This is a genomic window from Streptomyces sp. NPDC093221 (assembly GCF_044753885.1).
In the GTDB taxonomy this organism is placed as follows: domain Bacteria; phylum Actinomycetota; class Actinomycetes; order Streptomycetales; family Streptomycetaceae; genus Actinacidiphila.
On record NZ_JBIVOA010000002.1, the window covers coordinates 922,464 to 946,334 of the forward strand.

The 23,871-nt window shown below is 72.0% G+C and carries 19 protein-coding genes; 5 read left to right on the forward strand and 14 right to left on the reverse strand.

Annotated elements, in window-relative coordinates:
- The first annotated feature begins 104 nt into the window (after positions 1-104).
- The gene (locus ACIQCJ_RS10030) at positions 105-1,820 is read left to right on the forward strand and encodes a phospho-sugar mutase (protein ID WP_402711127.1); all 1,716 of its coding nucleotides are present in this window, start codon (positions 105-107) and stop codon (positions 1,818-1,820) included.
- Between the two features lie 33 nt (positions 1,821-1,853).
- Here ACIQCJ_RS10030 and ACIQCJ_RS10035 read toward each other — a convergent pair whose 3' ends face one another.
- The 12 genes from ACIQCJ_RS10035 to ACIQCJ_RS10090 all read right to left on the reverse strand — a co-directional run bounded on the left by ACIQCJ_RS10035 (position 1,854) and on the right by ACIQCJ_RS10090 (position 17,575).
- Positions 1,854-2,717 (reverse strand): hypothetical protein, encoded by an 864-nt coding sequence (locus ACIQCJ_RS10035; protein WP_402711128.1) that lies wholly within the window; start codon positions 2,715-2,717, stop codon positions 1,854-1,856.
- 13 nt (positions 2,718-2,730) lie between these two features.
- Positions 2,731-3,612, reverse strand: a complete 882-nt coding sequence (locus ACIQCJ_RS10040; protein WP_391050553.1) for an ATP-binding cassette domain-containing protein — start codon at positions 3,610-3,612, stop codon at positions 2,731-2,733.
- A gap of 168 nt (positions 3,613-3,780) precedes the next feature.
- On the reverse strand, positions 3,781-4,707 hold the full coding sequence (locus tag ACIQCJ_RS10045) for a class E sortase (protein WP_355336918.1): 927 nt from the start codon (positions 4,705-4,707) through the stop codon (positions 3,781-3,783).
- A gap of 230 nt (positions 4,708-4,937) precedes the next feature.
- Positions 4,938-6,389, reverse strand: a complete 1,452-nt coding sequence (locus ACIQCJ_RS10050; RefSeq protein WP_402711129.1) for a hypothetical protein — start codon at positions 6,387-6,389, stop codon at positions 4,938-4,940.
- 174 nt (positions 6,390-6,563) lie between these two features.
- Positions 6,564-7,685 (reverse strand): hypothetical protein, encoded by a 1,122-nt coding sequence (locus ACIQCJ_RS10055; RefSeq protein WP_402711130.1) that lies wholly within the window; start codon positions 7,683-7,685, stop codon positions 6,564-6,566.
- 133 nt (positions 7,686-7,818) lie between these two features.
- Entirely contained in the window at positions 7,819-8,928 is a 1,110-nt protein-coding gene (locus ACIQCJ_RS10060) for a hypothetical protein (RefSeq protein WP_355336915.1), read from the reverse strand.
- A gap of 218 nt (positions 8,929-9,146) precedes the next feature.
- Complete coding sequence (locus ACIQCJ_RS10065) at positions 9,147-11,600, reverse strand: hypothetical protein (protein ID WP_402711131.1); 2,454 nt, start codon at positions 11,598-11,600, stop codon at positions 9,147-9,149.
- Positions 11,587-13,350, reverse strand: coding sequence for a phosphate ABC transporter substrate-binding protein PstS (locus ACIQCJ_RS10070; RefSeq protein WP_402711132.1), 1,764 nt, complete (start codon positions 13,348-13,350; stop codon positions 11,587-11,589). Before ACIQCJ_RS10070 ends, ACIQCJ_RS10065 begins: the two co-directional genes overlap by 14 nt.
- Entirely contained in the window at positions 13,347-14,795 is a 1,449-nt protein-coding gene (pstA, locus tag ACIQCJ_RS10075) for a phosphate ABC transporter permease PstA (protein WP_402711133.1), read from the reverse strand. The genes ACIQCJ_RS10070 and pstA overlap by 4 nt, the downstream gene beginning before the upstream one ends.
- Positions 14,796-14,926: 131 nt before the next feature.
- Complete coding sequence (pstC, locus tag ACIQCJ_RS10080) at positions 14,927-15,955, reverse strand: phosphate ABC transporter permease subunit PstC (protein ID WP_355337214.1); 1,029 nt, start codon at positions 15,953-15,955, stop codon at positions 14,927-14,929.
- A gap of 273 nt (positions 15,956-16,228) precedes the next feature.
- Positions 16,229-16,615, reverse strand: a complete 387-nt coding sequence (locus tag ACIQCJ_RS10085; protein ID WP_355336911.1) for a hypothetical protein — start codon at positions 16,613-16,615, stop codon at positions 16,229-16,231.
- 264 nt (positions 16,616-16,879) lie between these two features.
- Positions 16,880-17,575: a PH domain-containing protein gene (locus tag ACIQCJ_RS10090; RefSeq protein WP_402711134.1), complete on the reverse strand. Its 696-nt coding sequence runs from the start codon at positions 17,573-17,575 to the stop codon at positions 16,880-16,882.
- Between the two features lie 603 nt (positions 17,576-18,178).
- On the opposite strand from ACIQCJ_RS10090, the gene deoC reads away from it, so the two are divergent.
- From deoC to ACIQCJ_RS10105, 3 genes are read left to right on the forward strand one after another with little or no spacing between them, the layout of a single operon-like run.
- Positions 18,179-19,123: a deoxyribose-phosphate aldolase gene (deoC, locus tag ACIQCJ_RS10095; protein ID WP_355336909.1), complete on the forward strand. Its 945-nt coding sequence runs from the start codon at positions 18,179-18,181 to the stop codon at positions 19,121-19,123.
- 5 nt (positions 19,124-19,128) lie between these two features.
- Positions 19,129-20,637, forward strand: a complete 1,509-nt coding sequence (locus ACIQCJ_RS10100) for an aldehyde dehydrogenase family protein (RefSeq protein WP_402711135.1) — start codon at positions 19,129-19,131, stop codon at positions 20,635-20,637.
- Positions 20,630-21,505 carry an aldehyde dehydrogenase family protein gene (locus ACIQCJ_RS10105; RefSeq protein ID WP_402711136.1) on the forward strand — a complete coding sequence of 292 codons (876 nt, stop codon included), beginning with the start codon at positions 20,630-20,632 and terminating at the stop codon, positions 21,503-21,505. Before ACIQCJ_RS10100 ends, ACIQCJ_RS10105 begins: the two co-directional genes overlap by 8 nt.
- Before the next feature lie 176 nt (positions 21,506-21,681).
- Here ACIQCJ_RS10105 and ACIQCJ_RS10110 read toward each other — a convergent pair whose 3' ends face one another.
- Positions 21,682-22,056, reverse strand: a complete 375-nt coding sequence (locus ACIQCJ_RS10110; protein ID WP_402711137.1) for a hypothetical protein — start codon at positions 22,054-22,056, stop codon at positions 21,682-21,684.
- A 115-nt stretch (positions 22,057-22,171) separates the two neighbouring features.
- On the opposite strand from ACIQCJ_RS10110, the gene ACIQCJ_RS10115 reads away from it, so the two are divergent.
- The gene (locus ACIQCJ_RS10115) at positions 22,172-22,816 is read left to right on the forward strand and encodes an ATP-binding protein (RefSeq protein ID WP_402711138.1); all 645 of its coding nucleotides are present in this window, start codon (positions 22,172-22,174) and stop codon (positions 22,814-22,816) included.
- Between the two features lie 200 nt (positions 22,817-23,016).
- On the opposite strand, the gene ACIQCJ_RS10120 is transcribed toward ACIQCJ_RS10115, so the two are convergent.
- Positions 23,017-23,844, reverse strand: a complete 828-nt coding sequence (locus tag ACIQCJ_RS10120) for a SigE family RNA polymerase sigma factor (protein ID WP_391163304.1) — start codon at positions 23,842-23,844, stop codon at positions 23,017-23,019.
- Positions 23,845-23,871: the final 27 nt, after the last annotated feature.

The following is a 23,871-nucleotide window of genomic DNA, read 5'->3' on the forward strand; positions in this document are numbered from 1 at the left end:
TAAAACTGACCCTGCCGGTGGAAACCGGCCCTGCCGCCCCGCGCGGCGGCATCGGCTGGAGGGGCGGGCCCTGGCGGCCCGACCCACGTGGAACGGAGAGCGGCATGGCGGGCGGAAACGGCGGGCGTGAGCTGGTGGAGCGCGCGCGCCAGTGGCTGGCGGAGGACCCGGACCCGGACACCCGCGCGGAGCTGGCGGGCGTCCTGGAGGCCGCGCAGGCGGGCCCGGACGACCCGGGCGGCGCGCAGGCGCTCGCGGATCTGGCGGACCGTTTCAGCGGCACGCTCCAGTTCGGCACCGCGGGCCTGCGCGGCGAGCTGGGCGCCGGGCCGATGCGGATGAACCGCGCGGTGGTGATCAGGGCCGCCGCGGGCCTGGCCGCGTATCTCGGGGAGCGCGCCGAGGACGCCCTGGTCGTGGTCGGCTACGACGCCCGGCACAAGTCGTACGACTTCGCGCGCGACACCGTGGCCGTGATGGTCGGCGCCGGGCTGCGCGCCGCGCTGCTGCCCTCGCCGCTGCCGACGCCCGTACTGGCCTACGCCATCAGGCACTTGGGCGCCGCGGCCGGGGTGATGGTGACCGCGAGCCACAATCCGCCGCAGGACAACGGCTACAAGGTCTATCTGGGCGACGGCTCGCAGATCGTGCCCCCGGCCGACGCGGAGATCGCCGAACGGATCGCCGCGGTGGGCGCGCTGGCCGATGTGCCGCTGGCGGCGGGCGGTTGGCGGGTGCTCGGCCCCGACGTGGTGGAGGCGTATCTGGCCCGCGCGGCGGGCGTGGTCGCCGAGGGCGGCGCGCGCGATGTGTCGGTGGTCTACACGCCGATGCACGGGGTGGGCCTGCGGACGCTGATGGCGGCCTTCTCCCGCGCCGGTTTCCCCGCGCCGACGCCCGTGTCCGAACAGGCCGAGCCCGACCCGGACTTCCCCACCGTGGCCTTCCCGAACCCGGAGGAGCCGGGGGCGATGGACCTGGCGTTCAAGTGCGCCCAGTCCGTCGGCCCCGACGTCGTGATCGCCAACGACCCGGACGCCGACCGCTGCGCCGTCGCCGTACCCGACCGCGACTCCCCCGCGGGCTGGCGGACGCTGCGCGGCGACGAGTTGGGCGCGCTGCTCGCGGTGCACCTGGTGCGTACGGGCGCGGCGGTGGCCGGGCGCGACACGTTCGCGGCGAGCATCGTCTCGTCGTCGCTGCTGTCGAGGATCGCGGCGGGCGCGGGCCTGGCGTACCGGGACACGCTGACCGGCTTCAAGTGGATCGCCCGCGTCGAGGGCCTGCGGTACGGGTACGAGGAGGCGCTGGGCTACTGCGTCGACCCGGAGGGCGTACGCGACAAGGACGGCATCACGGCGGCGCTGCTGATCGCCGAACTGGCCGCGACCCTCAAGCAGCACTCGCGCACGCTCACCGACCTGCTGGACGACATCGCGCTCGACCACGGTCTGCACGCCACCGACCAGCTCTCGGCGCGGGTCGCCGACCTCTCGCTGATCGCGGACGCGATGGCCCGGCTGCGCGATCGGCCGCCGGCCGCGCTCGCGGGCCTCGCGGTGACGTCGGCCGACGATCTGGCCGCGGGCAGCGAGCAGTTGCCGCCGACGGACGGGCTGCGCTACCGCCTGGCGGGCGCCGGGACCGTCGAGTCGGCGCGGGTGGTCGTCCGGCCGAGCGGGACCGAGCCGAAGCTGAAGTGCTACCTGGAGGTCGTGGTGCCGGTCGCCTCGGCCGCCGATCTGGGCGCGGCGCGGCGGACGGCCGACGAGGTGATGGCCGCGCTGAAGGCGGATGTGGCGTCGGCGGCGGGTATTTGACGGCGCGTCACATCGCGTGCGAGTCGGGCCCGTTCAGTCGCGGGTCAGATAGCTGAAGCCGGTGTCCGGGCCCACGCAGGTCTGGAGGGTGAGGTCGCCCCAGTAGAGGCCGTTGTCGGGGCCGCCCCTGCCGGGGTTGACGTAGGTGGCGTAGACGTGGAAGGACAGCGTGCCCTTCGGGGTGTCCAGGGTGACGCGGGTGCCGACCGGCAGCGGGGCGAGCTTGTCGTAGCCGCAGTAGTCGTGGCCGACGATGACGGAGGTCCGCATCTTGTAGCCGTCGGAGAGCGCCGGATCGGGTCCCGAGAACAGCACGGCCGCCCCGCACGCGTCGATGGTGGCCTGGTCGCCGCGCACGACGGGCCGTGACCAGTCGCCGATCCGCAACACCGTGGTGCCGGGCGGGTATTGACGCTCGGCGGCGGCCTTCTTCGGCGCGGCGGGTGCGCCGCGGGACGGGTTCGGCCCCGGCCGACCCGCCGTCGTGGCGGGCGGCGGCGCGCTCGTCCGGGAGGGGGCGGCGGATGCCCCGGCTCCCTTCGTGCCCTTCGCGGCCTCGGCCTTCCCGGTCGGCGGCGGGAAGGCCGGTGGGGTGCTCGCGGCCGGATCGGCGTACGGATGCGGCCGGTTGGCGTCCCCGGCCGGTGACGCGGCGGACGGGTCGGGCACGGTAGGCGCGCTGGGCACGGCGGGCGCGGTGGGCGCGGTGGGCGCGGTGGGCACGGCGGGGGCGGACGGCCGCTGTACGGGGACGCGCGTACGGTCCGCGGCGGCCGGTGGGGTGTGCGCCGCCGGGTGGGCGCACGAGGTCAGGGCCGCGGCCAGCGCGGTGGCCACGGACGCGGTCAGCAGCGCGGGTGCGTACGGGCGGCACCGTGGGCTGCGCGGAGGTCGCACGGGGCGCCGCCGCTCAGCCGAACCGGCCGTTGACGTAGTCCGACGTGCGTGGGTCCTGCGGGCGGTTGAACATGTCGTCGGTCGGGCCGTGCTCCACGATCACGCCGGGCGTGCCCTGTTCGGCGAGGAAGAAGGCGCAGGAGTCCGAGACACGGGCGGCCTGCTGCATGTTGTGGGTGACGATGACGATGGTCACGTCGTCGGACAGCTCGCCGATGGTCTGCTCGATGCGCCGCGTGGAGGTCGGGTCGAGCGCGGAGCACGGCTCGTCCATCAGCAGCACGCGCGGCCGTACCGCCAACGACCGTGCGATGCACAGGCGTTGCTGCTGGCCGCCGGAGAGCGCGCCGCCGGGCTGCCGCAGCCGGTCGCGTACTTCCTTCCACAGCCCGGCCTTGGTCAGGCACTCCTCGACCAGGTCGTCGCGCTCGCCGCGCCCGGCCTTGACGCCGTTCATCTTCAGTCCGGCCAGCACGTTGTCGTAGATCGACATCGCGGGGAACGGGTTCGGCTTCTGGAAGACCATGCCGATCTCGCGGCGGGCGTGGGTGATCCGGCGGCCCCGGTCGTAGATGTCCTCGCCGTCGAGCAGGACCTGCCCGGCGAGCGAGGCGGTGCCGATCAGTTCGTGCATGCGGTTGAGGATGCGCAGGAAGGTGGACTTGCCGCAGCCGGAGGGGCCGATCAGTGCGGTGACGCGCTGCGCGGGCATGGTGAGCGACACCCGGTCGAGCACCTTGTGGTCGCCGAACCAGGCCGACACCTCACGGGCGTCGAGGGTCGCGGAACGGGAGGCGGAACGGGGGTCGGAGCGGGGGTCGGAGCGGGGGTCGCCGCCGGTCGGCGGGTCGCCGGGGACGGGCGGCAGTACGACGGTCTCGTCAGTCGCTGACATCGTGTTCCTCATATGCGTCGGGTATGCGTCGGGGCGGTTCGTGGCGGGCTCGGTCCGAAAGCGGCTCAAGCGGTCAGGTCCCAGGCGGTCCGGTACCAGGCGGTCCGGTCCCGGGAGGTCCGGCCTCCAGCACGCCGGTCCAGCACACCGGTCCCAAGTACGCCGGTCTCACAGCAGGTTGGGCAGCAGGCGGGTGGCCTCACCGGACAGGGCGACCACGACGGCGGCGAGCACCGGGACCGCGCAGATCCACGTCTGCCAGCGCCCCCAGCGCCGGTAGGTCCAGGTGACGGCGACCGCGACGAGCAGCAGCCCCTGCGTCCACAGCAGGATCGGCAGCCAGGCGGCCGGGTCACCGGCCAGCGGCTGCTCGGCCGCCGAGATGCCGCCGCCCGCCGCCGGGCCCGGCTGGACGTCGCTGACCAGTTCCGCGTCCACCCGCAGCACACCGTGCGGGGTGTAGAGGCCGCCGGTCGCGGTCATCAGGATCAGCCGGCCCTGTCCGGTGCCGGGCAGCGCGGGCGCCGGGTCGCCCGCGTGCCGCACTCCGGTCACCTGGTACCGCTGCTGGCCCTGGCCCGTCGTGACGGTGATCGGGTCCCCGGCCTTCAGCTCGTCGATGTGGTTGAACGGGCTGCCGTAGCCCCACTGACGGCCCATCACGATGCTGGTGCCCGGCTGGCCCGGCAGCGGGGTGTCCCTGCGGTGCCCAGGACCCGACCTGAGCACACCGGACGTCGTGCCCTGGAAGACGACCTCCTTGAGGCCGATCGCCTTGATGTGCAGCACCGCGACCGGCGAACCCAGCGGCACGGGCTCGCCCTTGTCGTCCAGGCGGCCCACCGGGGCCGTGCCCTTGGCGAGTTGGGCGCGCAGGTCGGCGTAACCGGTCTGCTGGGCGCGGGCGTGCTCGACGTGGCCGAGCAGCGTGAGATTGACGACGAATCCGAGCAGCAGCGCGGCCAGCAGGGTCAGTGCCGCGCCCGGGATGACGAACCAGGCGGCGGGCGGCTGTTCGGCCGCCCGACCTTTCTGCGGCTCGGCCGGTTCCGGCGGCGGCCCGGCGGCCTCGCGGGACGGTGACAGTACGGCCACGGGTGGCGCTCCTTCGCGTGCGTGCGTTTCGCTGACGTGCTCGGACGGGGGGTCGGCGCCGCGGTCTCGTACGCGGCCCCGACAGCGGTCGTACGGACCGGTCGTAGCGGTCGGTCGTAGCGGTCGGTCGTAACGGCCGGTCGTACGGCGGCAGTACGGCCGGTCGCCGGGCGGCGGACGGTCGGAACCGCCCGCCGCCCGGCGTACCGCGTACCGCGTACCGCGTACGGTCAGTCGCGCGGCGTGGGACCGAAGGTGAGCAACTTGCCGTCCCTGCGCACCCGGTAGGCGGCATAGCCGCCACCGGTCACCATCAGGAACGCCAGCACGCTCAGCGGGACGACACCGGTGGCTCCGGTGGCCGCCAGCGGGCCGTTGCTGCCGCCGGAGCCGCCCGACGTCCCCGACGAACCGCCGCTGGACAGACCGCCGTTGGCCGCGCCGCCGTCGGTCGACGTGCCTCCGCCGTCCGCGCCGCCGGTGTCGGTGGGCGTGTCCGTGGGGGTGTCGGTCGGGGTGTCCGTGGGCTCGTCGGTCGGCGTGCCGGTCGGATCGTCGGTCGGCGAGGTGCCCGCGCCCGCCGTGAACGCGAACGTCTGCTTGATGCCGCTGGTCGCGCCGGTCAGCACCAGGGAGTGGCTGCCGTCGGCGAGGTCGGCGGGCAGGGTCACCGCGTAGTTGGCGATCTTGCCGCTGTTGTCGGCGGTCGCGTCGTCGGCGGCCGGGGACCCGTCCAGCGCGAAGGTGATCTTCTCGCCGTTCCCGCCCGTGGGGCCCGGCAGGAACCCCTCCGCGGTGACCTTGATCTTCTGGCCCTTGGTGAGCGCCGGGGTGTCGTGCAGTTCGGTCCCGGAGTCGTCGAGCACGGTCAGGTCGGGCTCGGCCACCACGGGATACGACACCCCGTTCTGGCCGGCGGCGAACTTGAGCGGGTCGCTGGGCGTGAACTGCGCCGAGAGCGTGATGACGCCGGGGTTGCCGATCCCTGGAATGCTCGCCGTCGCCACGCCGTTGACCAGCGGAATCATGTTCCCGCCGGTGACGGGCACGGCGCCCTGCTTGAAGGTCACGGTGCCTTCGGCGGTGTCCGGCGTGACGGTGGCCTTGAGGGTGATCTTCTTGTCCGCCACGGCCCGGCCCGCCGGGTCGACGGTGAGAACGACGGAGGTCGACGTCGGCGGGGTGACCGTCTTCACCGCCCAGTCGGAGCCGGTGATCTCGATGAACGTGGTGAAGGTCGGCAGGTCCCCGGCGGACGGGTCGGCGGACTTGCAGACCACGTCGATCGGATACGTGCCGTCGGCGAGTTCCACGCTTGACGCGTCGAACGCGGAGCTGATCGACCGGAGGATCGTGCCGTTGCCCCCCGAGGCCGGGAGCCGCGCGGTGATGGGGGCGGTCGAGAACGGGGCGCCGTTGGTCAAGTGGGTCGCCAGGAGCGACTCCGCGCCGTCGAGGACGATGTACACGCTCACGGCGTCCTGGTAGTTCGCGGGGCATGCCTGGTCGACCGAGACCGACGTGAAGGCCGGGGAGTCGTCGACGGTGCCGGCGGCGGGCGACAGCGTCACGTTCCCGGCCAGATCCGCGTTCGCGGTCCCCGCGGTGGTGAGGACCAGGGCCCCGGTGCCCAGGACCAGTGCGAGCACGCTCAGCAGCGCCGCGTGCATTCTTCGTTTCATGTCTCCTCGTCCCCTCGGGGATATGCGTCGGTCGTACGAGTCGTGCGGGTCGTGCGGTGATCACGTGCGGGTCGTGCGGTGGCGGTGCCGTTTCCGCCGTGTCACGGCGGCAGCCGGGCATCTGGACGATGCCCGGCCGGTGGTACGTCTGTGCTGGTCAGCGCTGTTTCGCGGTCACTTCGTGGTGAAGGTGAAGGAGACCTGGACGAAGCTGCACAGACCGGTGAGGGTCAGGGTGTGGGAGCCGCGGGCGATCAGCTTCGGCACCGTCAGGTCGTAGCCGGTGACCGAGCCCCGCGCGTCGGTCGCCACCGGGGCGAAGAGCGCGAGGGCGTTGGACACGAACGGCAGCACCTGCTCCTGGCTCTGCGGCAGGAAGCCCTGCGCGGAGACCTTGATGTGCTGTCCGGGGGTCAACTCCGGGCTGTCCCCGAGGGCGTTGCCGTCCGCGTCGGTCACCGTGACGGACGGCGCGTTGACGAACGAGTAGCTGAGGACCGAGTAGTCCTGCGCGTAGGCGAGTTGGTCGGCGGGGATGAAGACCGCGATGTAACTGCGGACGTTCGGCGCGGTGTTGGCCGGCGGCTGGAAGGTGGCCACGCCGTTCACGACCGGCACCGGGGTGTCGTACACGGTGACGCCGTTGTCCGCCTCGAACTGGACGGCTCCGGGCACGCCGCCCGCGACCTTCGCGGTGAGCGTGAAGGGCTTGCCGACCTGGACGTGGTGGGCCGGGTCGGCGCTGAGCCTGACGCTGGTGGCGACCGGGGCGGCGTGACTGGAGACCTGCCAGGTGTCACCGGTCACGTCGATGAAGCCGGTGAACGTCGGGTGCTCGGGGAAGTTCGCCCGGTCGGCGTTCGCGCAGGTCACGTGGATCGGGTAGGTGCCGTCCGCCACCGGGACACTGGCGACGTCGAAGGCGGTGGCGATCGACCGGACGATGGTGCCGTTGCCCGACGCCTCCGGGACCTGCGCCGTGACCGGGGCCTTGGTGTACGGGGCGCCGCCGGTCAGGTGGGAGGCCAGGAGCGACTCCCGGCCGTCCGGCACCACGAGCGACACCGTGAGGGCGTCCTGGTAGTTCGCCGGGCACGCCTTGTCGACCGACACCCGCGCGAACGGCGAGTCGTCGTCGATGCCGGTGCCGCGGGCGGTGAGGGTGACCGTACCCGAAGTCGCCGTCGGGGTACCGGTGGTGGCGTCTGCGGTGGCCGCCCCCGCGAGCAGCGCGCCCGTGCCCATGGCCAGTGCGAGCGCGCCGACCAGAACGCCGCGCAGTCTTCGTCTCGTCATTGTCTTCTCTCCCCCTGAAGGAGTCCGGTGTGTACGTGGCACCGCGTCGCGGTGCCGGGAGCGGCCGGGCGCCCCCGAGGGACGCCCGGCCCGGCGGACGGTGGTCCGCCGCTGTGACGGGTCAGACGACGGGTCAGACGAGGTCGCGGCTGACCAGGGTGGTCGCGTTGCCGCAGTTGGTGTCGGTGCCGAAGCCGTACTTGTTGATCACCGTGGTGGTGGAGTCGTACTTGGCGGTGCACACCTTGGAGGCGCTGCCGACGAAGGTGTTCTTGATGAGCGTCTCGCCGGTCACCCGGCTGTCCGGGATGACGTTGTAGACCTCACGCGTGACCGGGAACGCGGTGTTGAGGTTCCCGCTCGCGTTCAGCGGCGCGGTGGAGTTGACGGTCTTGAGCACCGCGCCGTTGCGACGGTCGGTCACGCCCGGCAGGGAGCGGCCCTGCGCGATGTGCTGCGCGATCGAGAACGGCATGAGGTCGTTCGGGCCCTGGAGGGCGCTGCCGTTGTGCTCCTGGACGGCGGCGCCATTCGCGGCGGTGTCCTTGACGCAGGACGGCAGGGTGGTGGCGTTGAAGCCCAGCGTCGAGGCCCAGAACTTGCGGGTGCCGGAACCGGCCTGCGGCACCAGCGGGTGGACGGTGACGCCGCCGATGGTCGGGTACGTGCCGGCCGGCAGCGGGTTGCCCGCCGTGTCCAGGCAGTTGTAGACCCGGGTCAGGTCGGAGGTGGCCTTCTGGGCGTTCGTCAGGGAGGAACCACCGGCCAGGTACGTGAAGTTGGCGGGCAGGTTGGTGGTGGTCGCCGTCGCCGCCGTCACCGCGTCCACGGCGAACGGGATGAAGGTGAACTGGCCCGTGGCGTTGGGGGTGGAGGAGGACCGGGCGAAGTCGATGCAGTGGCTGCCGGCCGCGATGTCGGCGCGCAGCGCGTTGACACCGGCGCCCGAGCCGTCGGGGCGGGTGACCGACGCACAGGTGGTGTCCCGCGTCGAGATCGTGGAGGAACCGGTGGCGTCGTAGGACGCGATCAGGTTGCCGTCCGAGGAACCGGTCGGGTTCGGGTCGGCGATCTTGTTGCCGAGGCCGTTGAGCACGTCCTGCGTGGTGTCGGAGCCGACCGCGACGAGCGTGCGGTGGACACCGGCCGCCGGGTCGGCCTGAGCCGTACCGGCCACGATGGTGACACCGAGGGTCGCGGTACCGACCACGATCGCCGCCCGCTTGGCGAATTTCACGTTCACTGTATTTCCTCCGAGTCGATGCGGATGGAATTTCCAGACGTGTGACACGCAAGGAGAATTGATAATTCCCCCCAGAAGACCTGACCTGTCGGTCCGGCCATGAATGATCCTGCCGATCTCCTCAAGAAGTGGCAACCAAAATTACCGCCCCGCAAAAGTGAACAACGGGTATTCCAAATTCTCTTTTATTTTCCTTCCAAGGGGCGCCCAAGTACCCGTCACACCGGTTTCCTGCCGCGGACGACGCCCGCGCGCATCAGCAGGGGTCCGGCCAGGGAGCCCGCGATGCCCGCGATGAGGACGATCAGCAGCACCCAGCGGACGGCGCCGAGAATCGCCTGGGGGGTGGTGCCGCCGGTCTGGGCGACGTTGCTGACGGGGGGCGAGGCGGCGGGTCCGCCGGTGGAGCCCTTGGTCGTGCCGGCGGCGGGGGCCGACGACGACGGGGACGCGGGCGGTGCGCCGCCCGGACCCGGTCCCCCGCCGGTCGCTCCGTGGCCGGCGTCGCCGCCCGTACCGCCGCCGGTCGTTCCCGTACCGCCGGGGCCGGAGCCGGAACCGCCGTTGGAGGACGTGTCACCCGGTCCCGTGGCCGGGGGCACACCGGCGATCAGGGCGGACGCGGCCGTGAGGGCCTGTTCGCGCAGGGTGGCGGTCAGGGGTGCGTAGCCGAGCGGCAACAGGCCGAAGCCGATGCCCTGTCGCTGGCCGGAGCCCGCCGCGTACCGGATCAGCGCGGCGTAGGTCTTGCGGTCGGCGGCGTCCAGCGAGGTGGAGGCGGCGGCGTAGGTGACGGTGGTGAGCGGGTAGGCGCCCGGTGTCTTCGCGGAGGGGTCCGCGTCCAGGACGCCCGGGGCCTTGCCCGCCTTCATCCCGTTCACCGCCCTGGTCATCGAGTCGACCGTCGGGGCGACGAACTGGCCGTCGGCGTTGAGGAGTTCGGCGGTGCCGAGCCGGTAGCGGGCGGCGCTGGCCGCGTCCGTCAGGCCCATGATGAAGTTCGAACCCGCGGGCTGCGTCTCGGCCTTCGTCAGCGCCGGGGGCGTGGACGTGGGGTTGAAGCCGGTGATGCCGCCGTTGTTGGCCTTGCGGACCGTCCTGGCGTCGTCGCTCAGACCGCTGCCGTACGGGTTCACGCCGACGGCCGTCAGCCGGATGTCGGGGAAGCGGCTGTCGGGCGCCCACACCGTCGGGTCCGGCTTGTCGAAGCCGGACGGCGGGGTGCTGACCGGTGCCAGTTCCAGGAAATACGGATTGATGACCGTGCCCCACGGGTCGGGTTTTCCGGAAAGGAAGCTGCGCGCGTCGGGGTCGGAGAGCAGCCATTTCCACAGCTGCCCCGCCGAATCGCTCGCGCCCTGCGGGACCCCGATACCGAATCCGCAGGAACTGCCCACGGGGTAGGGCACACCGGCGTTGAGCCGCGCGAATTCGGGATCGCGCTCGATACCGAACGGGTTCTTCGCCGGAAGTCTGCCGCGCGGGAAGTCGTTGCCCGGCAGGTCGCACTGGTAGGACTCGGTGAGCATCTTCGCCACGAGCCGCGCGTTCAGCCGTATCCGGGGCACCTGTTGGGACGACCCGGCCACCTGGACGCTGTAGCCGATGACGAGTCCGGAGACCGCGACCGGCGCGTGGACGACCGGTGCCACGTCCGGCTGGGGCAGCACCGGGTTCTCGATGAAGGCGAGTCCGGCCGAGCCCGTACCGGGGCTGGTGACCTGCGTACGGGAGAAGTCCTCGAGCTGCGGAACGTATCCGTAGGTGACCTTCTGCGAGGTGCACAGGGTCGGCGCCCAGGAGCTCATCGCCTCGAAGATCATCTCGGAGCCGATGGTGGGCTGTTCGTCCTGGCCGATCGGGCAGGGCGAGTCGGTCGGGGCGAAGTCGAGGCGGAACACGATGCGTTGGGCCCAGTTCCCCGCGGACAGCGGGGAGCTGATCAGTCCGTTGGGCGGCGGCGCTTCGGAGCCGTCGGGTTCGTGGGTGCCGCGGGGCACGACCACGAGCCAGCACGGCTCGGGCGCCTGACCGGTCCTCGCCACCGTGCCGCACCCCAGGATCGGCGAGGTGTCCGCGTCCTCCGCCTGGAAGATCGTCTGGCCGCTGCCGTCGACGCCGGTCGTGGCGAGGTCCTGCTCATTGGTCGCGTACTGCGTGAAGAACTGGTTGACGTCGGTCGAGCTGGCGCCCTTCACCGTGGTGAAGGGCACGGTGTGCTGCGCCGGCTCCAGCGGGTCCAGATTGCCCACGCTCCGCCCGACGTTGAGCACGCCCGTGTTCGGCGGCGGGTTCCCGTACTCGCACTGCTCCGGGGTCGGGCCGGTCGCCGCGTCACCCCAGCACTGCATGAGCTGGAGGTAGTTGCCCGCGTTGTTGGGCGAGCTCTTCACCCCGCCCGCCCATGAGACCTTCAGTCCCTGCGTCCGCAGATTCCTCGTCTGCTCGACCGTCACCCTCAGGTGCGAGAAGTCGTCGTAGGGACCCTTGGTGCCGGGCTTGGTGACGGCGGAGCCGGTGTCCGTGCCGGTGTCCGCGTGGGCCTGTCCGCCGCCCGCCGACGGCGGCAGCAGGGTCAGGCCGACGGCGGCGAGCACCGAGGTGAGGAGCGCGCCGAGGCGGACCGACAGGACGCGGCCTCGGGCGGCTCCGGGGTGGTTACGCGCGGCCATCACGCCTCCCGTTCCTGGTCAGCCGCCTGGCGAGGGTGGGCGGGGCGAGGACGACCAGCAGCAGCGCCAGGGCGGAGAGCCCCATGAGCCAGGTCCGCATGCCCCAGAAGGTCTCGTTGCCGACGCCGACGCTGGAGGCGACGATGTCCTGGTTGCCGCCGGTGCCGCCGGAATCGCCCGCGGGCAGTCCGGTGTCGGGGTCGACGCTCTGGCCGGTGCCGCCCGTGGCGGTCGTACCGCCGGTGGCGGCGCCGCTCGTACCGGCCGTGGTGCCGCCGGACGTGGTGCCCGTACCGCCGCTCGCGCCCGCCGTGGTGCCGGACGAGCCGCCGCCCGTACCGCCGGAACCGCCCTTGCTCCCACCGGAGTTGCCGCCGTTGGAGCCGCCGCCGGAGGCGGCGTTGGCCTGCGGCTTGACCGAGGTGGGCTGCCTGGACGCGCCGCCCGTGCCGTCGGAGCACTGCTGCGTGCCCTGCCGGTCGCACGCCTTGGGGAACGGCGCGTTCTTGGCCAGGGTGTTGGTGCCGTCGCTGGAGAAGGTCGGATTGTGGCAGCCCGCCAGATTGATGGTCTGGGCCTGCACACCGGGGACGCGTTTGAGCTGGTCGAATCCGGCCTGCACGAGGTTCTTCGGCAGCGGCGAGAAGCCCAACGGCTGTGCCTGCGACTGGCCTTGGCACAGGAAGTAGTAGCCGAACGCGCCGAGCGTTCTGCCCTTGTCCTCGGTCAGCGGCGAGTCCAGCGAGGTCGGCAGGATCATGTAGCTGTAGCTGGACAGCGGATACGTCCGCGCGTCCTGGTACGCGTAGACCTTGTCGAGGATCTGCGTCAGATACTGCGAGGAGTTCTCGTCCTGGTTGATCTGCGCCTGGGTCAGCGCCACGGCGACGTTGGAGGCGGTGGGCTCGGTGTAGTAGCCCTTGGCGTTGAGCACCTTGGCGACCGGGAAGCCGGTGGTGACCGCGTAGGAGTACTCGACGTAGGTGATGGCGCCCTCGGCGTAGTTCTGCCGGGTGTAGCCGGACACGCCGAGCGAGCCGGACTGGGCGATGAAGCCGGAGCCGGGGATCACCGGGTAGTACGACGTCAGGCCGCACGGGGTGGGCTTGTTGGCGCGCTTGCAGTAGTCGTTCCACACCGCGCCCTGCTGCTTGGACATCCACAGCGTGAACTGGGCGGTGGTGCCCGAGCCGTCGGAGCGCACCACCGGGATGATCTTGCGGGCCGGGAGGGTGAGGCCGGGGTTGTCGGCGGCGATCTGCCGGTCGGACCAGTTGGTGATCCGGCCGGTGAAGATCTTGGCGACCGTGCCGCCGCTCAGACGCAGATTGGTGACCCGCTTGCCGCCGATCTTCAGGTTGTACATGAAGGCCGTGCCGCCCGCGACGATCGGCATGTACGCGTAGCCGCGCTTGGGCGGAGGTTCGCGCACCCCGAACTCGGTCATGCCGTAAGGGATTTCGGACACGGCGAAGTCGACGGTGCCGTTGGTGAACTGCTGGCGGCCGTCGGACGAGCCGCTGCCCGTGTAGTCGACGGTCATGCCGTACTTCTTGACGCTCGCCCGCCACTGGTCGACGGCGTTCTGGCTCCAGGTCGAGCCGGCGCCGCTGATCCTCGCGTACGAGTCGGCCTTGGCCGGCGGTGCCTGGCCGAGGAACAGCAGCGAGATCAGCAGCGCGGCCATCGCCCCCGCTGCCGCCCTCGCCGCCCTCGCCGCCCTGAGGCCCGTCCAGCCGATCCTCTTCACGATCCGTCAACTCCCTGTGCAGGTTGGATTGTTGTCGTGCGGAAGGCCGGGGCGGCCGACGCCGACGAGTAGCCGTCGCGCGCCGCGGCGCGCTCGGTGAAGCGGCGCGTGTCCCGGCGGGAGGCGACGACCCTGCGGTGGGTGCCGCGCCTGCTCAACTGGCCCGCGTCGCGCCCGCCGAGGACCCGGGCGAGCGCGAAGAGCACCAGGACGAGCACCAGCAGCACCGACGCCGCGCCGAACCCGCGCGCGATCATGGTGGGTTGGGGGGACTTCACGAACTCGAAGGTCGCGAGCGGCAGCGACACCATCGGGTTCTGCGAGGGGTCGTAGTTGGTGCTCGCGCCGAAGCCCGCCGTCAGCAGGACGGGAGAGGTCTCGCCGATGCCGCGGGCGGTGCCGAGGATGACGGCGGTGGTCAGCCCCGACCGGGCGGTGGGCAGCACCACATGCCATACGGTCCGCCAGCGCGGCGACCCCAGCGCGTACGACGCCTCGCGCAGGGTGCCGGGCACCAGCCGGATCACCACGTCGGAGGCGCGGATGATGATCGGCAGCATCATCACGGAGATGGCCAGCGACGCCGCGAAGCCCGACTTGGGGACGTTCAGCGCGAGGATCACGGTGGCGTAGATGAACAGACCGGCCACGATCGACGGCAGCGCGGTCATCGCCTCGACGACCGTACGGACGAAACGCGCGTAGCGTCCGGGCACCTCGTTGAGGAACACCGCGCACAGCAGTCCCGCCGGGACGGTGAGGACCAGGGCGATGCCGATCTCGATCAGCGTGCCGACCACGGCGTGCTTGATGCCGCCCGCGCTCAGCGGGTCGAGCGGCCCGGTGACGGACATGTCCCGGGTGAAGAAGTTCAGGTGCGGTATCGCCCTGCGGCCGGACCACAGCGTGTAGACGACGACGAACAGCAGGGCGACCAGCAGCAGCACCGCGATGCTGTGGACCACGGCGGAGGCGATCTTGTCGCGCACCACCGGGCCGTCCTCGTCGAAGGAGACCAGCAGCGCGTACAACGCGATGAACAGCGCGTACCAGAAGACGACGAAGCCGAGGGCCCCGCTGAAGGGGGCGATCCTGGCGAAGAACAGCCAGGTGAGGGAGAGGGAGGCGGCTGCCGAGCCGAGCAGTCCGAGCAGGTCGGTCTGGCGGACGGTGGAGGTGGAGCGCCGGCGTTCCGCTGCCGCGGGGGGCGGGCCGGGGATGACGGTGCCGGTGCCGGGGGCCTTCCTGGCCGGGTGCGCCGGGGCCGGGTGCGCCGGAGCGGTGGCGGGCGTCGTGGGATCGACGGCGTCCAGCTCTACGGTGTCCGGCCCGGCCGTACCCGTCCCGGCTCCGGTAGTGGCGGTCCCGGTAGTGGCGGTCCCGGTAGTGGCGGTCCCGGCGGATTCCGGCGCCGTGGTGACGGAGTCCGGTGCGTCCGTGGTCATACGAGGGGGTCTCCTGGTTCCGCCGATCGCTCGGCCTACGGCGTGCGTGCGGCTGACGGATGCGGGCTGACGGTGGGGCGGCGGCTCGGCGGCTCGGCTACTGGGCGGCTCGGCTGTCGGCTACTGGGCGGCTACTCGGCGGTGGCGCCGGACCGGCTGCGGGCGACGATCGACGAAGCGGCGAAGTTGACCACCAGCGTCATGAGGAAGAGGGCCAGACCCGCGGCCATCAGCGCGGACATGCCCAGCGGGCTGGCCTCGCCGTACCGCAGCGCGATCAGCGACGAGACGGAGCTGGTGCCGCTCTGGAGGATGTGCGGCTGGATGACGAAGATCGGCGAGATGACCAGGTAGACGCCGATGGTCTCGCCGAGCGCGCGGCCCAGGCCGAGCATGGTGCCGCCGATCATGCCGCCCATGCCGTACGGCAGGACGACCGAGCGGATCATGCCCCAGCGGGTCGCGCCCAGCGCGTACGCGCCCTCCCGCTCCCCCACCGGGGCCTGCGAGAACACCTCGCGGATGATCGAGCAGATGATCGGGGTGACCATCATGGCCACGACGATTCCGGCGACGAAGGTGGACGCGGTGTAGACGGTCGCGGTGGCGAGCGGGTCGTGCGGGTCGGCGCCGTCCACGTGGAAGAGCGGGATCCAGCCGAAGTACGTCGACAGCCAGCGGGCCAGGCCGATCACCTTGCCCTGGAGGAAGAACAGCCCCCACAGGCCGTAGACCACCGACGGCACGGCGGCCATCAGGTCCACGGTGCTGACCAGCGTGCGGCGCAGCCTGGCGGGGGCGTACTCCGAGATGTACAGCGCCGTGCCGATCGCCATCGGCACCGCGATGACGATCGCGACCGCCGCGATCAGCACCGTGCCGATGATGACCGCCGCGATGCCGAAGTGCCCGGCGTCCGGGTCCCATTCGGCGGTGGTCAGGAACGCCGGAACGCCCACCTTGCGCAGCGCCTGCCACGCCCGGTACAGCAGGAATCCGCCGACCAGCAGCATCACGACGAGCACCAGGCTGCCGCCGCCGCGCGCCACTGCCCTGAACACCCGGTCGGGCAGCCCCGAGTCGGCGTGCAGCCGCCGGGCGCTGTCGGCTCCGGGCCCGTCACCCTGGTCCGGCTCGCCGGTTCTCGCCAGTGTTCGCATCGTCACGCATTGACGCTCATGGTCCGCGATGGCCGCATTCGCAAGCCGATGTGAACGACAGCACCCGTAGGGGCAACTTCGGTTTCCGTACGGAATCACGTGGGCCGTACAGCCGTACGGGCCGGGGGGCGGCGGGCGGGTCGGGTCGGGTCGGGGCGCGGGGCGGACGCGGGGCGCGGGGCGCGGGGGCCGGCCGGGCGGGCGGGGAAACACGGCGGCCACGTCCCGCCGCGCGTCGGCGCGGCACGGAACGTGGCCGTTGAGGTTCTTCGGTCAGCTCGCGTCGTCCCAGGGCACGGATTCGGCGGCGCCGAGCCCGAGCAGTGTCAGACGGAACCGGTCGTACGCGGCCTGGCACGTCGAGTGCCGCTCGTACGCCCGCGCCGACACGGCCTGCACACGACCCTCACTGTCCCGTAACCGCCAGATCCATCCATTGGACTCGGCGGCGTGCTGTACTCCGCCCGCCAGTCCCTCCGCGCTCTCGCACAGCCCCTCGAAGGACGCCCTGCACGCGGCGTCGTCCGGATACGCGTTCGCCCCGAGAGCGATCACCCGGCCGTTGTTCGCCGTCAGTCGCCACGAGTGCCACCCGTTCTCGTCGATGTCGATCTGACACCGTGTCCCCACCACACTGGCCCCACCGATCTCTCCTGCCATCTGCCGCAACCCCACCCCTGATGACCTCTTTGTCGCCCCACGTCGAGGAAGGCCGCACGCGCGGTAGATCGTGCGGCACGGGCAATGTATGTGGCCTCAGATAATTGAGGGTTGTCTCACAGGTTGCCCACGGCATCCTTCACCGCGAAGTTGCCCCTTGTTCACGGACGGTCGCTAGGGGTGACGTTCGCAGGGCGCGCCGGGCGGCGCGGGGGCCTCGGGGGGCCTCCGCAGGGCTCAGGGGGCCTCAGGGGGAAAGGTCAGTCAGCCGCCGATGGCGAGGAGGACGACGAGGACGACGAAGCCGGCGACGGCCGGGGCGACGACCTCGTAGGCCCAGCGGATCTCGGGCTTCGGGGGCTCGGAGCCGTCGTCGGCGCCGTGCCGCTCCTTGAGCTCGCGCAGCTCGTGGATGGCCTGGTCGGAGGGCGAACGGTAGGCGCCGTCGTCGTCGACCGGGAGGCCGGGGCGCGGCTTGCGGCGCGGGGGCGCGCCGAAGGGGTCGTCGCCCGCCGCCTTGGCGCGCATCTGCTGCTTGGTCGCGCGCTTGCGCGCGCGCAGCGAAACCGGGATCGCCCAGATCTGGTACTTCTTGCCGCCCGCGAACAGCTCGTTCGAGAACGACGCGCGCAGCGACTCGACGCCGGCCCACGCCACCGAGATCGTCCTGAACGGGTTGCGGACCTTGAGCCGCTGCTCGCCCGCGTAGACGGCGGGCCGCAAGGTGAACGCCACGATCAGCGGGATCGCCAGCAGCAGTGAGGCCAGCGCCAGCCACGGCGCGTGTCCCTTGCCGTGCACCACGGCGTCGCCGCCCAGCCACAGCGCGAGCACCAGCAGCAGCACACCGGCGCACAGTCCGGCCACCGAGCGGTAGACCCGGTCGGGGTACTGCGGTGTCCCGCCTGCCGGGTCGGGCGTGGTGGCCTGCGCGGCCGGGCGGTTGTGGTGGCTCGTCATAATCCCCGATTCTGCCCCACCGAGCCGCCGCCCTCGCCCCCAGCCCTGTTGCGTTCCCGCATCTTTCCCCCAAACCCGCACTTCCCGCCGCTCGCGCGGGGAACCGCGCGAGCAACCCACCACCGGCCGGTGACCGGAAAACAACCGGGCTGCCCCGCCGGGCCCGGTGGCGACCTGCGGGAGCGCCATGGCTGACCGCGCAGTTCCCCGCGCCCCTCAAACGATCGGCCCGCCCCCCATGCGAAAGGGGCCCCGCCCCGTCAGGGGCGCGGGGAACTGCGCGAGCAACCCACCACTGGCCGGTGGCCCGGGAACAACCGGGGTGCCCCGCCGGGACCGGTGGCGACCTGCGCGGAGCGCCATGGCTGGCCGCGCAGTTCCCCGCGCCCCCCAAAAGATCGGCCCGCCGCCCAAGGCGGAGAAGCGTTCAGAGGGGAGCCCCGGGAAAGATCGGGGGCCGTCGAGGGTGGGGGAACCCTCGCCCGGAGGGGGGTGGCGGGTTGCTACGCGCGTAGATATGCTGAGGTGGTGACCATGTCTTCGCCGCCGCCTACGCCGGTAGTCCCCGCCTATGATCCCGATGCCGCGCGCCGTACGGCGACGATGTCGGATGTGACCGCTTCGGACAGCGCCCTGCGCCGCTTCCTGCACGGACTGCCGGGGGTGGACGCGGTGGGCCTGGAAGGGCGGGCGGCGTCGCTCGGCACACGGTCGATCAAGACGACGGCGAAGGCGTACGCCATCGACCTGGCGATCTCGATGATCGACCTGACGACGCTGGAGGGCGCGGACACGCACGGCAAGGTCCGGGCGCTGTGCGCGAAGGGCGTGCGTCCTGACCCGACCGACCGCACGACCCCGAAGGTCGCGGCGATCTGCGTGTACCCCGACATGGTGGCGACGGCCAAAGAGGCCCTGGGCGACTCCGGCGTGCACGTCGCCTCGGTGGCGACGGCCTTCCCGGCCGGCCGGGTCGCGCGCGACGTGAAACTGGCCGACACCGCCGACGCGGTCGCGGCCGGCGCGGACGAGATCGACATGGTGATCGACCGCGGCGCGTTCCTGTCCGGCCGCTACATGGACGTGTTCGAGGAGATCCGCGCCGTCAAGGAGGCGTGCGCCCGCCCCGACGGCGAGAGCGCCGCCCACCTGAAGGTGATCTTCGAGAACGGCGAGCTGGCGACGTACGACAACATCCGCCGCTGCTCCTGGCTGGCGATGCTGGCGGGCGCGGACTTCATCAAGACCTCGACGGGCAAGGTCGCGGTCAACGCGACCCCCGCGAACACCCTGCTCATGCTGGAAGCGGTCCGCGACTTCCGCGCGGCCGTCGGCGTACAGGTCGGAGTGAAGCCCGCGGGCGGCATCAGGACCTCCAAGGACGCCGTGAAGTACCTGGTGATGGTCAACGAGACGCTCGGCGACGACTGGCTGTCCCCCGACTGGTTCCGCTTCGGCGCCTCCAGCCTGCTCAACGATCTGCTGATGCAGCGTCAAAAGCTCAGCACCGGCCGGTACTCCGGTCCCGATTACGTGACGGTGGACTGAAAACCATGACCGACCAGAGCACCGACCAGAGCACCGGCCAGCCCGGCGTGCGGCCCGGCCGGAATCCCGGCCAGCGACCCGGCCAGAAATTCGCGTACGCGCCCGCGCCCGAGTCGCGGTCCGTCGTCGACATCGCGCCTTCCTACGGCCTGTTCATCGACGGCGAGTTCACCGCCGCCGCCGACGGCGCCGTCTTCAAGTCCGTCTCGCCGTCCAGCGAGGAAGTCCTCGCCGAGGTCGCGCGCGCGGGCGAGGCGGACGTGGACCGCGCGGTGAAGGCGGCCCGCAAGGCGTTCGAGAAGTGGTCCGCGCTGCCGGGCGCCGAGCGCGGCAAGTACCTCTTCAGGATCGCCCGCATCATCCAGGAGCGCTCCCGCGAACTGGCGGTGCTGGAGTCGCTGGACAACGGCAAGCCGATCCGCGAGACCCGCGACGTCGACCTCCCGCTGGTCGCCGCGCACTTCTTCTACTACGCGGGCTGGGCCGACAAGCTGGCGTACGCGGGCTACGGCCCCGACCCGCGCCCGCTCGGCGTGGCCGGCCAGGTCATCCCGTGGAACTTCCCGCTGCTGATGCTGGCCTGGAAGATCGCCCCGGCGCTGGCCGCGGGCAACACGGTGGTGCTCAAGCCCGCCGAGACCACCCCGCTGTCCGCGCTGTTCTTCGCCGACGTCTGCCGCCAGGCGGGCCTCCCGCGCGGTGTCGTCAACATCCTGACGGGGTACGGGGACGCGGGCGCGGCCCTGGTCGCGCACGAGGGCGTGGACAAGGTCGCCTTCACCGGCTCCACCGGGGTCGGCAAGGCCATCGCCCGTACGGTCGCGGGCACGGACAAGAAGGTCACGCTGGAGTTGGGCGGCAAGGCGGCGAACATCGTCTTCGACGACGCCCCGGTCGACCAGGCCGTCGAGGGCATCGTCAACGGCATCTTCTTCAACCAGGGCCATGTCTGCTGCGCGGGCTCCCGGCTGCTGGTCCAGGAGTCGGTGCAGGACGAGGTGCTCGACGCGCTCAAGCGGCGGATGGCGACGCTGCGGGTCGGCGACCCGCTGGACAAGAACACCGACATCGGCGCGATCAACTCGGCCGAGCAGTTGGCCCGGATCACCGCGCTGGCGCAGGCCGGCGAGGAGGAGGGCGCCGAGCGCTGGGCCCCGGCGTGCGAACTGCCCGACGCCGGTTACTGGTTCGCCCCGACGCTGTTCACCGGCGTCACCCAGGCGCACCGCATCGCCCGCGAGGAGATCTTCGGCCCGGTCCTGTCGGTGCTGACCTTCCGCACCCCGGCCGAGGCGGTCGAGAAGGCCAACAACACCCCGTACGGCCTGTCCGCGGGCATCTGGACCGAGAAGGGCTCGCGCATCCTGTCGATGGCGAACAAGCTCCGGGCCGGTGTGGTGTGGGCGAACACGTTCAACAAGTTCGATCCGGCCTCCCCCTTCGGCGGCTACAAGGAGTCCGGTTACGGCCGCGAGGGCGGTCGGCACGGCCTGGAGGGGTACCTCGATGTCTGACGTCCGCGACGCTCGGCTGAGCGTGTTCAAGACCTACAAGCTGTACGTCGGGGGCAAGTTCCCCCGCAGTGAGAGCGGTCGGGTGTACGAGGTGACGGACTCCAAGGGCGGCGCCTGGCTGGCCAACGCGCCGCAGGCGTCCCGCAAGGACGCGCGGGACGCGGTGGTCGCCGCCCGCAAGGCCGTGTCCGGCTGGTCCGGCGCGACCGCGTACAACCGCGGGCAGGTGCTGTACCGCGTCGCGGAGATGCTGGAGGGGCGGCGCGAGCAGTTCGTCCGCGAGGTCGCGGAGGCCGAGGGGCTCTCCAAGACGAAGGCCGGGGCCGCCGTCGACGCCGCCGTCGACCGCTGGGTCTGGTACGCGGGCTGGACCGACAAGATCGCCCAGGTGGTAGGGGGCGCCAACCAGGTGGCCGGTCCTTACTTCAACCTCTCGACGCCCGAGCCGACCGGTGTGGTCGCCGTCCTGGCTCCCCAGGACTCGTCCTTCCTCGGCCTCGTCTCGGTCCTCGCCCCGGTGATCGCCACCGGCAACACCGCCGTGGTCGTCGCCTCCGAGCGCTCGCCACTGCCCGCGCTCTCCCTCGGCGAAGTCCTCGCCACCTCCGACGTGCCGGGCGGCGTCGTCAACATCCTCTCCGGCCGCACCTCCGAGATCGCCGCGCCCCTCGCCGCCCACCAGGACGTCAACGGCCTCGACCTCACCGGCGCCGACGCGGACCTCGCCGCCGAGTTGGAGCGGAGCGCGGCCGACAACCTGAAGCGGGTGCGCCGTCCGGCGCCGGAGGACTGGGGTACGGACCCCGGCCTCTCCCGCCTCACCGCGTGGCTCGAGACCAAAACCGTCTGGCACCCCATCGGCGCCTGACGGCTCCCCCGTAGGGGCGCGAGGAACTGCGCGACAAGCCACGACGTGCGTGCACGTCACCACCCGCCCCAGAGGGGCAGATCGGTGGTCTCCGGACCACCGGGCCGGTGGGGGCGGGCCGCGCAGTTCCCCGCGCCCCTGAAAAATCGGCCTGCCGTCCCCGGCAAAGGAACCGCTCAGTGCGGGAGGAGTCCCGTGACAGGTCCCACCAGGGGAAGCGTGCCGAGGGAGCCCCCGTTGGTGATCGGAGCGGTCACGGCGGAGGTGGAGACGGGGTGGAAATCGGCGACCTGGGAGCCGACGGCGTTGTCGAGCGGGTCGACACCGGTGTTGCTCAACGGATCGATCGTGAGGTCGCGGACGGGGGCGACGCCCGCGCCGAGTGCGCCGGTGACGTACTGGGTGGGGAGCGCGGAGGTGACGTCGGACGTCGGGAGGGCGTCGGTGGCGCTCTGGGCCGCCGCGAGGGGATCGGCGGCGGCGACACCGGCCGGTACGACGACGGCGGCGGCGGTGAGGGTCAGGGCGAGGGCGGTACGGAGCGAAGGCATGGACCGGTTCCTGTCGACGGGGGTCTTCCTGGCGCAGCGTAACGCAATGACCGCGCAGGGTAGTTGTCCTACGGCGGGTCGTCCCCCGGCCGGGGATACGGGACAATTGTTCTCCGTGAGTTCATCCCCGGTGTCGCTTCGCTCCCGTGTGATCCTGCTGACCGGCCCCTCGGGGTCCGGCAAATCGTCCCTCGCCACCCGTGCCGGACTGCCGGTGCTGGCCCTCGACGACTTCTACAAGGCGTGCGACGACCCGACGCTGCCCGCCCTGCCCAGCGGCGCGGGCACCGACTGGGACGCCCCGGGTTCGTGGAACGCGGACGCGGCGCTCGCGGCCGTGGCCGCGCTCTGCGCGGACGGCGCCGCCGACACCCCGGTCTACGACATCGCGACGAGTTCGGTCACCGGCCGTACCCGCCTCGACCTCGACGGAGCGCCCGTCTTCGTCGCCGAAGGCATCTTCGCCGCCGAGATCGCCGGGCGCTGCCGGGAGCTGGGGCTGCTCGCGGACGCGCTGTGCCTGCGCGGACGCCCGACGACGACCGCGCGCCGGCGTTTCGTACGGGATCTGCGCGAGGCGCGGAAGTCGGTGCCGTTCCTGGTCCGCAGGGGCTGGAACCTCATGCGCGCGGAACGCGCGATCGTGGCCCGTCAGACCGCTCTCGGCTGCCACCCCTGCGGCCGTGACGAGGCGCTGGAACGTATCGCCGCGGCCGTCACCCCCGCGCCCCCGCTGCCCCGCGTCCCGGCCGAGGCGTGACGCCGTAGAGCTATAAAGCCGCAAAGCTGTAGAGCTGTACGGCAGCGGACGTACGACAGGGCCGGACGGCATTCCCCTGGCCGTCCGACCCTGCTCCCCCGTACCCCCCCCGTTTCCCCCCTGCTCCCCCGTGTCCCCCCGACCGGCCCCCGTACCGGCGTGTGGAAATCCTTGGCCTTGAGCTGGGCCTCGGACGGCCCTCAGGCGACCAGTTCGCCGAAGGCGTCCTCCTCGTCGCGGCCGAAGCTCAGGGCCTCGTCGTCGCGCATGCGGCGCAGGGAGCGCCAGATGCTGCTCTTGACGGTGCCGACGCTGATCCCGAGGATGTCGGCGATCTCGGGGTCGGTGCGGCCCTCGTAGTAGCGGAGCACGAGCATGGTGCGCTGCTGCTCGGGCAGCCGGGCGAGCGCCTGCCACAGGACGGCGCGCAGTTCGGTGCCGCCCATCTCGTCGGTGTCGCCGACCGTCTCGGGCAGCTCCTCCGTCGGGTACTCGCTGAGCTTGCGCCGCCGCCAGGCGCTGATGTGCAGATTGGTCATGGTGCGCCGCAGGTAGCCGCCGACGGCCGCCTTGTCGCTGATCCGGTCCCAGGCCCGGTAGGTGGAGAACAGGGCGCTCTGGAGCAGGTCCTCGGCCGCGAAGCGGTCCCCGGTGAGGTGGTACGCGGTCGCGTAGAGCGACGCGCGGCGCTCCTGGACGTAGGCGGTGAAGGCCGCTTCGGCCTCGGCCCGCGCCGGGGTGCGGGCGGCGGCGCCGTCGAAGGTGCCGGACGGCTGGTCGGCGGTGGTCGCGGACGGTACGGGCTTCGCCTGGTGCTCGGCGCCGCTGTCGACCGCCGCCATGAACGGCGGGCGGTGCCGGGCGCTCGTCGGGTACGAGGTGCCGCGTACGGCGCCGCGGACGTACCCCCGTCCGTTCGCGGCGCCGGACTTCTCCGTGGTGCGGACGGCGCAGGTCCCCGTGGAGTGCGCCGAGTGCGTGTGCGTCGCATGAACCGCGGTGTCGGTGGTGATGTGCAGTGTGTTCATGTCCCGCCCCCGTCGTTGGAACCTGAT

Coding starts and splice junctions, on each gene's coding strand:
- ACIQCJ_RS10090 (WP_402711134.1), bottom strand. CDS start 17,575: ATGACGAGCCACCACAACCGCCCGGCCGCGCAGGCCACCACGCCCGAC.
- ACIQCJ_RS10100 (WP_402711135.1), top strand. CDS start 19,129: ATGACCGACCAGAGCACCGACCAGAGCACCGGCCAGCCCGGCGTGCGG.
- ACIQCJ_RS10030 (WP_402711127.1), top strand. CDS start 105: ATGGCGGGCGGAAACGGCGGGCGTGAGCTGGTGGAGCGCGCGCGCCAG.
- ACIQCJ_RS10110 (WP_402711137.1), bottom strand. CDS start 22,056: ATGCCTTCGCTCCGTACCGCCCTCGCCCTGACCCTCACCGCCGCCGCC.
- ACIQCJ_RS10050 (WP_402711129.1), bottom strand. CDS start 6,389: ATGAAACGAAGAATGCACGCGGCGCTGCTGAGCGTGCTCGCACTGGTC.
- ACIQCJ_RS10105 (WP_402711136.1), top strand. CDS start 20,630: ATGTCTGACGTCCGCGACGCTCGGCTGAGCGTGTTCAAGACCTACAAG.
- pstC (WP_355337214.1), bottom strand. CDS start 15,955: ATGCGAACACTGGCGAGAACCGGCGAGCCGGACCAGGGTGACGGGCCC.
- ACIQCJ_RS10065 (WP_402711131.1), bottom strand. CDS start 11,600: ATGGCCGCGCGTAACCACCCCGGAGCCGCCCGAGGCCGCGTCCTGTCG.
- ACIQCJ_RS10085 (WP_355336911.1), bottom strand. CDS start 16,615: ATGGCAGGAGAGATCGGTGGGGCCAGTGTGGTGGGGACACGGTGTCAG.
- ACIQCJ_RS10055 (WP_402711130.1), bottom strand. CDS start 7,685: ATGACGAGACGAAGACTGCGCGGCGTTCTGGTCGGCGCGCTCGCACTG.
- ACIQCJ_RS10120 (WP_391163304.1), bottom strand. CDS start 23,844: ATGAACACACTGCACATCACCACCGACACCGCGGTTCATGCGACGCAC.
- pstA (WP_402711133.1), bottom strand. CDS start 14,795: ATGACCACGGACGCACCGGACTCCGTCACCACGGCGCCGGAATCCGCC.
- deoC (WP_355336909.1), top strand. CDS start 18,179: ATGTCGGATGTGACCGCTTCGGACAGCGCCCTGCGCCGCTTCCTGCAC.
- ACIQCJ_RS10040 (WP_391050553.1), bottom strand. CDS start 3,612: ATGTCAGCGACTGACGAGACCGTCGTACTGCCGCCCGTCCCCGGCGAC.